The organism is Sphingomonas sp. R86520, from assembly GCF_042466285.1.
GTDB lineage: Bacteria > Pseudomonadota > Alphaproteobacteria > Sphingomonadales > Sphingomonadaceae > Sphingomonas.
This window is the reverse complement of sequence record NZ_JAXHBZ010000001.1, coordinates 2,834,625-2,846,755: the sequence shown is the minus strand read 5'-3', so window position 1 is coordinate 2,846,755 and position 12,131 is coordinate 2,834,625. Positions and strand designations below refer to the sequence as shown.

Here is a 12,131-nt window from a genome sequence, read left to right as displayed (position 1 = left end):
ACACTGTGGCCCGAACATGCATCGCCTGCGCGGATCGCCTCATTCACGGGCTGTTCAATGCGGGGGGGCTATGTCACGGCCATGAAGATGCTGCTTATCCTTGCGACCCTGGCCGCTGCGCCCGTCATGATGGGTGCCGCCCCTTTCGCTGGCGAGCCCGATCAGCGCCGTGCCGATCAGCAGTCGGCCTTCCAGGCGCGCAGGACGGGCGGGTTGTCGCTGCGCGAGATCGAGGGTCGCGTGATCCCGACGATGCGGGGCGCGCAATATCTCGGCTCCGACTATGATTCGGGCAGCGCCATTTACACGCTGAAATTCCTGCGCGATGGAACCGTGATCTGGGTCGACGTCGACGGCCGCACCGGTCAGATCGTCGGCCGCACCGGTCGCTAGGGTTTGCCGTTAAACCTGTAATCGAGAGGATTATCATGCGCGTTCTGATCGTCGAGGACGAGCCGAATCTCGGCCAGCAACTGAAGAACACCCTGGAGGGTGCCGGCTATGCGATCGATCTCGCAGTCGATGGCGAGGAAGGGCATTTCCTCGGGTCGACCGAGAATTACGATGCGGTCGTGCTCGACCTTGGCCTCCCCGAGATCGACGGGCTGACCGTGCTCGATCGCTGGCGCAAGGAAGGCAAGGTGATGCCCGTGCTGGTGCTGACCGCGCGCGACAGCTGGTCGGACAAAGTCGCAGGCCTCGATGCCGGTGCCGACGATTACGTCGCCAAGCCGTTCCAGAGCGAGGAACTGATCGCGCGCCTCCGTGCGCTGATCCGGCGAGCTAGCGGCAACGCCTCGTCCGAGTTGAATGCCGGCGACATTCGCCTCGACACGCGCAGCGGCAAGGTGACGCGCGCCGGCGAGCCTGTGAAGCTGACCGCGCAGGAATACAAGCTGCTCAGCTATCTGCTCCATCACAAGGGCAAGGTCGTCAGCCGTACCGAACTGATCGAGCATATCTACGATCAGGATTTCGATCGCGATTCGAACACCATCGAAGTGTTCGTGACGCGCATCCGCAAGAAGCTCGGCCAGGACGTGATCACGACGATCCGCGGTCTCGGCTACAGCCTCGAAGACCCGGACGCCTGATCGTTCCGTCATGGACAGCACGCCGACATCCGCTCCTTTAAACGCCGAGGCACCGCTTCGCGTGCCGGCCGCGGTCAAGGGTTCGCTGTCCCGGCGGATGATCCTGATCGCGGCGGTGTGGATCGTCGTGCTGCTCAGCGGCGGCGGATATGCACTCGACCGCGTGCTCAGTCAGGCGGTGACGCGCAATTTCGACGACCAGCTCGAATACGTCCTGCGCTCGTTGCTCAATTCGTCGGAGATCGGCCCCGAGGGCGAAGTGATCTTCACGCGCGACGCCGCCGCCGACCAACGCTTCGTCGAGCCGTATTCGGGACTGTACTGGCAGGTTTCGGGCAAGGGGCGCGAGGATTTTCCATCGCGTTCGCTCTGGGATCGCCGGCTCGCGTTCGGCGGGCCACACGACGATCGCAACGCGCATTTCTACGACAGTAAGCAGTTTCCCGATGAGAAGCTGCGGATCGTCGAGCGCGACGTCGTCTTGCCGGGATCCAAGGTCCATTGGCGCTTCCAGGTAGCGCAGAGTAGCGACGGCCTCGACGCGCAGATCACGACGTTGCGCCGCACGCTCGTCCGCAGCTTCGCGTTGCTCGCGGCCGGGCTGATTGTGCTGGCCGCGCTCCAGACCTTCTACGGGCTCTGGCCGTTGCGGCGCGTGCGCGAGGAGATCGCGCGGATGCGGGCTGGCCAGTCGAACCGCGTGTCGAGCGCGATGCCGATCGAGGTCGCGCCGATGGTCGAGGAACTGAACGCGCTGATCGAGCATAACGAACGCCAGGCGGAGGAAGCGCGACGCCACGCCGGTAACCTTGCTCACGCGCTCAAGACCCCGCTGACGGTGATCATGAACGCCGCCACCGCGCAGTCGGACGACCTGGCGGACACCGTAATCCGCGAAGCGCGGACGATGCGGCGTCAGGTCGACCATCACCTCGCCCGCGCCCGCGCCGTCGGCCGTCGCGGCTCCGCGCACAGTCGCGCCGACGTATGGCCGAGCCTCGAATCGGTCGAGCGCGCGGTCGGCCGGCTGTATCGCCACATCCGTATCGACGTGACCGGACCGCGCGGACTCCAGGTGCATGTCGAGCGGCAGGATCTCGACGAAATGCTCGGCAACCTGATCGAGAATGCGGCGAAATACGGCGGCGGCAGCGTGTTCGTGACGGTCGGCGCGCATTCGGGCTTCGTCGAGTTCCTGATCGAGGACGACGGCGTCGGCATCCCGGAGGAGGAGCGCGTCCGCATCTTCGACCGGGGCGTCCGTCTGGATACGGGGAAGCCGGGGACCGGGCTCGGGTTGGCCATCGTCCGCGACGTGGCGGAAATATACGAAGGTAACGTCAGCTTGGAAGAGAGCGAGGACCTTGGCGGACTGCTCGTGCGATTGCGGCTACCGGCGGCGAACTAGTGCCGCGTCCATCCTCCCTCGCTAAGGAGGATCGGGTTACCCCCGTGACCGCGCCTGGGGATACGTTCCCAGCACTCGAAGCCATTTCGAGTGGAAGCCCAGCTCCTCCAGTGCGTGATCGAGGTTCGCGTCGCCCGGCTTGCCGACCACGTCAGCGTAGAATTCGGTCGCGGAGAAGCTGCCGTTGCGCTGGTAGCTCTCCAGCTTGGTGATGTTCACCCCGTTCGTCGCAAAGCCGCCCATCGCCTTGTAGAGCGCGGCGGGGACGTTCTTCACTTCGAATATCAGCGTGGTCATCCACGCCCCACCGGCCGACTCTTGTGCGGCGGGGGGCTTGCCGCCGCGTGCGAGCACGACGAACCGCGTCATGTTGTGATCCGCGTCCGCGATGTCGGTCGCGAGCAGGTCCAGTCCGTACAGACCGGCGGCGGCGGGCGGGGCGAGCGCCGCGATCGCAGGATCGGCAATCTCGGCGACCTTGGCGGCGGCGCCGGCGGTGTCGGGATAGCTCACTGGTTCGATCCCGTGCGCCTTCAGCCAGTGGCGGCACTGACCAAGCGCTTGCGGATGGCTCATCGCCTGGCGGATGCCATCGCGCGGGCCCGTGCCCATGAGTGCGTGACGGATCGGCAGGAAATGCTCGCCGGTGATGACGAGGCCCGATTCGGGCAACAGGAAATGGATGTCGGCGACGCGGCCGTGCAGCGAATTCTCGATCGGGATGATCGCACAGTCGGCCCGGCCGTCCTTCACCGCGTCGATCGCGTCGGCGAAATCGAAACAGGGGAGGGGCAAGCCGTTCGGGAACGCTTCGACCGCGGCGACGTGACTGTTTGCCCCCGGTGCGCCTTGAAATGCGACGGCGCGCGCGGTGTCGGCGGCAGCGGCTTGCGTCATCCGCGCGACGATCGGGCGGGCGGGGGCGGCGAAGTTTTCCATGCCGAGGCCGCGTAGACAGCGCGGGACCTGTGAGCAAGAGCAGGGCGATCGAGAGCGGAGCTCGCGGGCGGGTACAACCGCGACTTGCGATGCACGTCGTGCTTTCCTATGGATATCCCAAACAGAACAGGGGCGGACGCGCAAAATGGACAACCGGACCAATACGATCGCCGGCTGGGTGCTCGCAGGCTGCGGTGCAGCGCTCGGATTGTCGATCGTCGGCGGGATGATCTTCCACGGCGAACGCCCGGAGAAGATGGGTTACGCGATCGAGGGTGTCGTTGCCGAGGGCGCGGCTGGCGCTGCCGCCGAGGTCCCGATCGCGTCGTTGCTGCCGACCGCGGATGCCGCCAAGGGCGCGGAAGTGTTCAAGAAATGCGCCGCATGCCACACCATCAACCAGGGCGGGGCAAACGGGATCGGCCCGAATCTGTATGCGACCGTCGGTGAGGCGATCGCCAAGGGCAAGGGCGGGTACGCCTTCTCCTCGGCACTGGCGAGTGTCGGTGGGTCGTGGGATTTCGACAAGCTCAACGCGTGGCTGACCAGCCCGCGCAAGTTCGCGCCTGGTACGAAGATGACGTTTGCCGGGCTCGGCAACGCGCAGGATCGTGCCAACGTCATCCTGTATCTCAACCAACAGGGATCGAACCTGCCCTTGCCGGCTGCACCGGCGGCGGGCGCTGCTCCGTCGGCCAAGGACGCGGCGGCGAAGGATGCGGCGGCCAAGAATCAGCCGGCGACCGCGAATGCGGCCGAGGCTGCTGCGAAGACCGGGCCTGATACGGCCGACATCGCCAACACCGGCACGCCGGCTTCGGGCGCACCGTCGGTCGATCCGGAAGCAGCGCGCAAGGGTGCCCGTTCGGAGAAGTAACGTTTTCTACTCCCTCTCCCCTGCGGGGAGAGGGTCGGGGTGAAGGGCAGCCAAGCAGTACGGCGCCCGGAACAGCCCCTCACCCCAGCCCTCTCCCCGGAAGGGGGAGAGGGAGCAGAAGGGGCACTTCTTCCCCCCGAGGAAAGCTTACCCCTCCGCGGCTTCCTTCTCCGCGCGCTCACGATAGAACGCCTGCACCGCGTCCCAGGCCTCGTCCGCCGTCTCGACGTAGCGGAAGATCCCGAGATCCTTCTCGCTGACGACGCCTTCCTCGACCAGCGCATCGAAGTTCACGACCCGCTCCCAGAACGCACGGCCGAACAGCAGTACCGGAATCGGCTGGATCTTGCCCGTCTGGATCAGCGTCAACAGCTCGAACAGCTCGTCGAACGTTCCGAACCCGCCAGGGAACGCCGCCAAGGCGCGCGCGTGCAGCAGGAAGTGCATCTTCCTGAGCGCGAAATAGTGGAACTGCACCGACAGCGACGGCGTCACATACGGGTTCGGCGCCTGCTCGTGCGGTAGGACGATGTTCAACCCGATCGACTCGGCGCCGACGTCGTCCGCACCGCGGTTGGCCGCTTCCATGATCGACGGACCGCCGCCCGAACACACCACGAACTGCCGCCAGCCACGCTCGTCGCGCGGCAGCACGCTGACCTTCGCAGCCAGCTCACGGGCGACGTCGTAATATTTGGATTTTTCAACCAGCCGCTCGGCGATCTTCTTCGACTTCTCGTCGCTCGCCAGTTCCAGCAGCGCCTTTGCCTTGGACGGCTCGGGGATGCGCGCCGAGCCGTAGAACACGAACGTCGAGCCGATCTTCGCCTCTTCGAGGACGAGTTCGGTCTTCAGCAATTCGAGCTGGAAGCGCACCGGCCGCAGGTCTTCGCGCAACAGGAAATCCATGTCCTGGAAGGCGAGCTTGTAATGCGGGTGCTGCGTCTGCGGTGTGGAAACGGAGTCGCGGGCGGATTCGGCATCCTGGCTTGCGTTCGCGAAAACGCGCGAGGGAACTCGTGTATCTGTCATTCAGGCGGGATTAGAGGAAACGGGAGGGCAGGGCTAGCGGCAGAAATCGGCGCGATCGTCTTCGAGATGAAGGTGATTGCGGTGTGCGGCGTTGTAATCGGGGCTCAGCACCGTGCCGAACCGCTTGCACGCCGACGCGCGGATCGTCTGGAGGAACTGGCGGACCTGCGGGTCGGGCGAGTTCCAGTCGTTCAGCACGGTGATTCGCCGCCCATCCTTTAGCACGAACCCGCCGACATCGATCGCGTTGGCGATCGCGTGGCCTGAGCGGCGGCTCGCGTTGCGCGCCGAGCCGACGACGTTGCGACACGCATAGCTCCCCATGCTGTCGATCCGCGCCAGTTCGCTGCCGAGCAACTGGTATGCGGCGGGCGCGACTGCGTTGCGCGTCCAGCCGATGAACGCGCGCGCGGCGCCGCAACGGACCGCGGTGAGGTTGGCGACGGGCACGCCGATGTCGACGAGCTTGATCGTGCCGTTGAGCCCGCAGCCGGGCCCGGTCTCACGGTCGGGCAGGACCTGGAACGACACGTGCAACTGGCGCAGGTCCGCGAGACACTGTGCGGTCTCGCGATTGCTCGGCACCGAGAGATTGGGCCGGGTCTGTTGCGGCGAACTGGGGCGATCGGCGCGTCCGCAAGCGGCAAGCGTCAGGGCCATCGCGACGACCGTCATCCACCCCGTCGGGCCTGGCCCGTGCCGCCGTCTATCTGTCATGAAACCCTCACGCCGAGGCTGATGCGGTACGAAGTGTTCGCAAACAAGGGCTTGGTGATCGCCTGGTGGTTATCGGCGGCGGTCGGATGCTTGGAAGGTTGACACCCCGGCGCATGCCGTTAGGGCCGGCGACGGGCCACGCGGTCCCAACGCCGCGCGTGCTCTCTGTGAGGAGAGACTATTTTGACGGATACCATTACCGCACCCGCATTGGGCGCGCTCGACCAGCCGACGACGAAGCCGGCACGTCCCTTTTTCTCCAGCGGTCCCTGCGCGAAACCTCCGGGTTGGTCCGCGGACAAGCTTGCCACCGACTCGCTCGGTCGCTCGCATCGCTCGAAGATCGGCAAGACCCGCCTCCAGTACAGCATCGACGTGATGCGCGAACTGCTCAAGCTCCCCGATACGCATCGCATCGGCATCGTCCCCGGCTCCGACACCGGCGCGTACGAGATGGCGATGTGGACGATGCTGGGCGCCAAGCCCGTCACCGCGCTCGCCTGGGAAAGCTTCGGCGAGGGCTGGGTCACGGATGCCGTGAAGCAGCTCAAGATCGATCCCACCATCGTGCGCGCCGATTACGGCCAGCTGCCCGATCTGGGCGCGGTCGACTGGTCGAACGACGTGCTCTTCACCTGGAACGGCACCACCAGCGGCGTGCGCGTGCCGAACGCGGACTGGATCCCGGACGACCGCGAGGGACTCTCGTTCGCCGATGCGACCTCGGGCGTGTTCGCCTACGACATCGACTGGACGAAGATCGATGTCGCGACCTTCTCGTGGCAGAAGGTGCTCGGCGGCGAGGGCGCGCACGGTGTGCTGATCCTCGGCCCCCGCGCCTTCGAGCGGCTCGAGACCTACACGCCGGCCTGGCCGCTGCCGAAGGTGTTCCGCCTCGTCTCGAAGGGCAAGCTCACCGAAGGCGTGTTCAAGGGCGAGACGATCAACACCCCGTCGATGCTGGCGGTCGAGGACGCGATCTTCAGCCTCGAATGGGCGAAGTCGCTCGGCGAGGACGGGCTGATCAAGCGGTCGGATGCGAACGCGGCGGCGCTCGACAAGATCGTGGCGGAGCGGGATTGGCTCGGCCATCTCGCGGCCGATCCGGCAACGCGGTCGAAGACCAGCGTGTGCCTCACGGTCGAGGGTGCGGACGAGGCGCTGATAAAGGCGATGGCGTCGGCACTGGAGAAGGCGGGCGCAGCCTATGACGTCGCCGGTTACCGCGATGCGCCTCCGGGCCTGCGGATCTGGTGCGGCGCGACCGTCGACACCGCCGACATCGAGGCGCTCGGCCCGTGGCTCGACTGGGCCTACGCGACCGCCAAGGCCGCCTAAACCAACCTACCGTCACCGCTTCCTTTAGCCTTCCTTCCAACAACCACCCCCATTCCGTCATCCCGGCGCACGCCGGGACCCATGGACACGGAGCATTCGCCCATGAAGCGAACCGCAACCGTGGGTCCCGGCGTCCGCCGGGATGACGGAGGTGGATGGAACGGAAGGCGCGCCCCCAAATCCCCCGAATTCTAGGAGCAATCCCATGCCTAAAGTCCTCATTTCCGATAAAATGGATCCCCGCGCCGCTCAGATTTTCCGCGAGCGCGGTGTCGAGGTCGACGAGATCACCGGCAAGACGCCCGCCGAACTGATCGCGATCATCGGCAATTACGACGGCCTCGCGATCCGCAGCGCGACCAAGGTCACCAAGGAAATTCTCGAGCACGCCACCAACCTGAAGGTGATCGGCCGCGCGGGCATCGGCGTCGACAATGTCGACATCCCCGCCGCCTCGGCGAAGGGCGTGGTCGTGATGAACACCCCGTTCGGCAACTCGATCACCACCGCCGAGCACGCGATCGCGCTGATGTTCGCGCTCGCCCGCCAGCTGCCCGAGGCTGACGCCTCGACCCAGGCCGGCAAGTGGGAGAAGAACCGCTTCATGGGCGTCGAGCTGACGTCGAAGACGCTCGGCCTGATCGGTGCGGGCAATATCGGCTCGATCGTCGCCGACCGTGCGCGCGGCCTCAAGATGAAGGTCGTCGCGTTCGACCCGTTCCTGACGCCCGAGCGGGCGATCGAGATCGGCGTCGAGAAGGTCACGCTCGACGAACTGCTCGCGCGCGCCGACTTCATCACGCTGCACACGCCGCTGACCGACCAGACGCGCAACATCCTCTCGGCCGAGGCGCTCGCCAAGACCAAGAAGGGCGTCCGCATCATCAACTGCGCGCGCGGTGGCTTGATCGACGAGGTCGCGCTGAAGGCGGCGCTCGATTCGGGTCAGGTCGGCGGCGCCGCACTCGACGTGTTCGTCGAGGAGCCCGCCAAGGCGTCGCCGTTGTTCAACACGCCGAACTTCGTCAGCACGCCGCATCTCGGCGCGTCGACGACCGAGGCGCAGGTCAACGTCGCGATCCAGGTCGCCGAGCAGATGGCCGATTACCTGATGTCGGGCGGCGTCACCAACGCGCTCAACATGCCGTCGCTGTCGGCCGAGGAAGCGCCGAAGCTGAAGCCGTACATGGCGCTGGCTGAGAAGCTTGGTTCGCTGGTCGGCCAGCTGACGCACGGCGCGGTGTCGCGGATCTCCGTGCATACCGAGGGCGCGGCGGCAGAGCTGAACGCGAAGCCGATCGTAAGCGCGGTGCTCGCCGGCTATCTCCAGACGCAGACCGCGACCGTCAACATGGTCAACGCGCCGGTCCTGGCGCGTGAGCGTGGTCTCGAAGTCCGCGAAGTCCGTACCGAGCGCGAGGCGGATTATCACACGCTGCTGCGCGTCGCGGTGAAGACCGAGGATGGCGAGCGCTCGGTGGCCGGCACGCTGTTCGGCGACTCGGCACCGCGCCTGGTCGAACTGCTCGGGATCAAGATCGAGGCCGATCTCGCAGGCCCGATGCTGTACGTCGTCAACGAGGATGCGCCCGGCTTCATCGGTCGTCTCGGGACGGCGCTGGGCGAGGCGGGCGTGAATATCGGGACGTTCCATCTCGGCCGTCGTTCGGCGGGTGGCGAGGCGGTGCTCCTCCTCTCGGTCGACGAAGCCGTGACTCCCGACCTGCTGACCAAGGTCCGCGCGCTCCCCGGCGTAAAGACCGCAATGGGCCTCAACTTCTAACAAGACTCCCTCTCCCCTTGGGGAGAGGGTAGGGGAGAGGGGCAGTACCAAGAGGTGGCATTTGGGGCGGCCCCTCTCCCCGGCCCTCTCCCCAAAGGGGAGAGGGAGTCATGCCCAAAACCGACGACATCATGCTGAACCGAGCGAAGGTGATGCGGTCCGGGCAGACCGGACCGGAAATGCGGTTCTGGTACGAAGTTCGCGCCAAGCGCTTCCAGGGCGTGAAGTTCACCCGCCAAGTCGTGATCGGCGCGTTCATCGCCGATTTCGTCGCGCGCTCGCACATGCTGGTCGTCGAGCTTGACGGCGATACGCACACCGATCAAGCACGCGACGCCTGCAGGACCGCGTGGCTGGAAGAGCAGGGATATCGGGTGATCCGTTTCGCCAATACCGATGTGATGACCAATCTCGAAGGCGTTTTGCAGGTGTTGGGCGATGCACTTGTGACACGCGTGGACCTGACACGATGACCGCACTCCTCCCCGAAGGTTTCCGAGATCGCCTCCCGCCGTTCGCCGATTCGGCCGCGGCGCTGGAAGCCCGCGTACTCGAAGCAGCCCGTCTCCACGGCTACGAACGCGTCGATCCACCTTTGGCTGAATTCGCCGACGGTCTGGAGATGCGCCTGAAGGCCGGTGGCCTCCACGATGCGGTGCGCTTCGTCGACCCCGTATCGCAGCGCACCCTCGCGATCCGGCCCGACATCACGGCACAGGTTGCGCGGATCGCTGCCACCCGGATGGGGCACCACCCGCGTCCGGTCCGGCTGAGCTACGCCGGTTCGGTGCTGAAACTCCGCGCATCGCAGCTCGCGCCCGCCCGTGAGACGCGGCAGATCGGCTGCGAGCTGATCGGGCTCGACTCGGTCGCCGCAGCGCACGAACTCGTCGCAGTGGCAGTCGACATGATCGCCGCCGCCGATGTCGCCAATGCGTCGATCGACTTCACGCTCCCCGATCTGGTGCCGACGCTTGCCGCCAGACCTCTTCCCGTCGCGCCCGAGCTGATCGCCACCTTGCGCGACCGTCTCGACGCGAAGGACGCCGGTGCCGTCGCCGCGCTCGCGCCCGCCTACCTCCCCCTGATCGAAGCCGCCGGCCCCTTCGCGCAGGCGATGGACCGCCTCCGTGCCTTCGACACCACCGGCGCGCTCGCCTCGCGCCTCGACGGCCTCGCGCGGATTGCCGACGCGATCGACGGCCGCGTCGCGCTCACGCTCGACCCGACCGAGCGGCACGGCTTCGAATATCAGAGCTGGCTCGGATTCTCGCTCTTCGCCGACGGCAGCGCACGTGAAGTCGGCCGCGGCGGCACCTACACTGTCGTTCACGAGAACGGCGCCGAGGAGGCCGCCACCGGCTTCTCGCTGTTCGCCGACGCCCTGGTCGAGCGCGTCGCGACGGTCGACCGCCGCCGCCTCTTCCTCCCGTTCGGCACGCCGGCCACCGAAGGCGCCGCAATGCGTGCCCAGGGCTGGGTCACCGTCGCCGCGCTAGAAGCCGGCGATACCCCCGAAGCACAGGTCTGCACGCATCTATGGGTAGCAGGCGAGCCCCGCGCGCTGTAGGCGCTGCGCGTAATCCTCAGGAGATAGAGTTTGGCCAACGTAGCAGTCATCGGCGCGCAATGGGGCGACGAAGGCAAGGGCAAGATCGTCGACTGGCTCGCCGAGCGTGCCGACATGGTCGTCCGGTTCCAGGGCGGCCACAATGCCGGCCACACGCTGGTCGTCGGCGAGAACGTCTATAAATTGTCGCTGCTGCCATCGGGCATCGTCCGCGGGACGCCGTCGTTCATCGGCAATGGCGTGGTGCTCGATCCCTGGGCGCTGAAGGACGAGATCGCGCGGTTGGGCGCGCAAGGCGTCACCGCGACACCGGAGACGCTGCGGATCGCCGATACCTGCGCGCTGATCCTGCCGTTCCACCGCGATCTCGACGGCCTGCGTGAAGACGCCAGCGGCGCCGGCAAGATCGGCACCACCCGCCGCGGGATCGGGCCTGCGTATGAGGACAAGGTCGGCCGCCGTGCGATCCGCGTCTGCGATCTCGCGCATCTCGATGATCTCGGGCCGCAGCTCGATCGCCTCACCGCGCATCACGACGCTCTCCGCGCAGGGTTCGGCGAACCGCCGATCGACCGCGCCCGCCTGATCGCGGAACTGCGCGAGATCGCCGGCTTCGTCCTCCCGTTCGCAAAGCCCGTATGGCGCGATCTCAACGCCGCGCGTTCGGCCGGCAAGCGGATCCTGTTCGAAGGCGCGCAGGGCGTGCTGCTCGACGTCGACCACGGGACGTACCCGTTCGTCACCTCGTCGAACACGATCGCGGGCGCAGCGGCCGGTGGCTCCGGCCTTGGGCCATCGGCAGTCGGCTTCGTGCTCGGCATCGCCAAAGCCTATACGACGCGCGTCGGTTCCGGCCCGTTCCCGACCGAGCTCGAGAACGAGACCGGCGAGCGCCTCGGCGTGCGTGGCCACGAGTTCGGCACCGTCACCGGCCGGAAGCGCCGCTGCGGCTGGTTCGACGCGGTGCTGGTGCGCCAGGCGGCGGCGGTTGGTGGGATCACCGGGATCGCGCTGACCAAGATCGACGTGCTCGACGGGTTCGAGACCGTGTCGATCTGCACCGGCTACAGCTTGCGCGGCGAGACGCTCGATTACTTCCCGGCGCATGCGGCGGACCAGGCGCTGGTCGAGCCGATCTACGAGACGATGGAAGGCTGGCAGGAAACGACTGCCGGCGCGCGCAGCTGGGCCGACCTGCCGGCACAGGCGATCAAGTATATCCGCCGGATCGAAGAGCTGATCCGCTGCCCGGTGACGCTGGTCTCGACCAGCCCGCAGCGTGCCGACACGATCCTCGTCCGCGATCCGTTCTCGGACTGACACAAAAAGGCCGGGCGATCGCTCGCCCGGCCTTCTCATCGTTTCAGGCGCGG

The 12,131-nt window shown here is 66.6% G+C and carries 12 protein-coding genes; 9 read left to right on the top strand and 3 right to left on the bottom strand.

Going from position 1 to position 12,131, the window contains the following annotated elements:
- The first annotated feature begins 81 nt into the window (after positions 1-81).
- From SJY41_RS12945 to SJY41_RS12935, 3 genes are all read left to right on the top strand, one after another.
- A complete protein-coding gene (locus SJY41_RS12945) occupies positions 82-393 on the top strand; it encodes a hypothetical protein (RefSeq protein WP_380782305.1) in 312 nt (103 codons plus the stop codon).
- Between the two features lie 35 nt (positions 394-428).
- Positions 429-1,094, top strand: a complete 666-nt coding sequence (locus tag SJY41_RS12940; RefSeq protein ID WP_380782303.1) for a response regulator transcription factor — start codon at positions 429-431, stop codon at positions 1,092-1,094.
- 97 nt (positions 1,095-1,191) lie between these two features.
- Positions 1,192-2,502, top strand: coding sequence for a sensor histidine kinase (locus SJY41_RS12935; protein ID WP_380784144.1), 1,311 nt, complete (start codon positions 1,192-1,194; stop codon positions 2,500-2,502).
- Positions 2,503-2,538: 36 nt separating this feature from the next.
- On the opposite strand, the gene SJY41_RS12930 is transcribed toward SJY41_RS12935, so the two are convergent.
- Positions 2,539-3,441 (bottom strand): prephenate dehydratase, encoded by a 903-nt coding sequence (locus SJY41_RS12930; RefSeq protein WP_380782301.1) that lies wholly within the window; start codon positions 3,439-3,441, stop codon positions 2,539-2,541.
- 145 nt (positions 3,442-3,586) lie between these two features.
- Here SJY41_RS12930 and SJY41_RS12925 point away from each other — a divergent pair, with 145 nt between their 5' ends.
- Entirely contained in the window at positions 3,587-4,318 is a 732-nt protein-coding gene (locus SJY41_RS12925) for a c-type cytochrome (protein WP_380782299.1), read from the top strand.
- Between the two features lie 147 nt (positions 4,319-4,465).
- Here SJY41_RS12925 and SJY41_RS12920 read toward each other — a convergent pair whose 3' ends face one another.
- Both SJY41_RS12920 and SJY41_RS12915 read right to left on the bottom strand, forming a co-directional pair.
- Positions 4,466-5,350 carry a TIGR00730 family Rossman fold protein gene (locus tag SJY41_RS12920; RefSeq protein ID WP_380782297.1) on the bottom strand — a complete coding sequence of 295 codons (885 nt, stop codon included), beginning with the start codon at positions 5,348-5,350 and terminating at the stop codon, positions 4,466-4,468.
- Between the two features lie 33 nt (positions 5,351-5,383).
- Complete coding sequence (locus SJY41_RS12915) at positions 5,384-6,067, bottom strand: extensin family protein (RefSeq protein ID WP_380782295.1); 684 nt, start codon at positions 6,065-6,067, stop codon at positions 5,384-5,386.
- Positions 6,068-6,250: 183 nt separating this feature from the next.
- On the opposite strand from SJY41_RS12915, the gene SJY41_RS12910 reads away from it, so the two are divergent.
- From SJY41_RS12910 to SJY41_RS12890, 5 genes are all read left to right on the top strand, one after another.
- Complete coding sequence (locus SJY41_RS12910; protein ID WP_380782293.1) at positions 6,251-7,405, top strand: phosphoserine transaminase; 1,155 nt, start codon at positions 6,251-6,253, stop codon at positions 7,403-7,405.
- 205 nt (positions 7,406-7,610) lie between these two features.
- Positions 7,611-9,188: a phosphoglycerate dehydrogenase gene (gene serA / locus SJY41_RS12905; protein ID WP_380782291.1), complete on the top strand. Its 1,578-nt coding sequence runs from the start codon at positions 7,611-7,613 to the stop codon at positions 9,186-9,188.
- Between the two features lie 110 nt (positions 9,189-9,298).
- The gene (locus SJY41_RS12900) at positions 9,299-9,661 is read left to right on the top strand and encodes an endonuclease domain-containing protein (RefSeq protein ID WP_380782289.1); all 363 of its coding nucleotides are present in this window, start codon (positions 9,299-9,301) and stop codon (positions 9,659-9,661) included.
- Positions 9,658-10,758: an ATP phosphoribosyltransferase regulatory subunit gene (locus tag SJY41_RS12895; RefSeq protein WP_380782287.1), complete on the top strand. Its 1,101-nt coding sequence runs from the start codon at positions 9,658-9,660 to the stop codon at positions 10,756-10,758. Before SJY41_RS12900 ends, SJY41_RS12895 begins: the two co-directional genes overlap by 4 nt.
- A 30-nt stretch (positions 10,759-10,788) precedes the next feature.
- The gene (locus tag SJY41_RS12890) at positions 10,789-12,078 is read left to right on the top strand and encodes an adenylosuccinate synthase (protein ID WP_380782285.1); all 1,290 of its coding nucleotides are present in this window, start codon (positions 10,789-10,791) and stop codon (positions 12,076-12,078) included.
- Positions 12,079-12,131 lie beyond the last annotated feature (53 nt).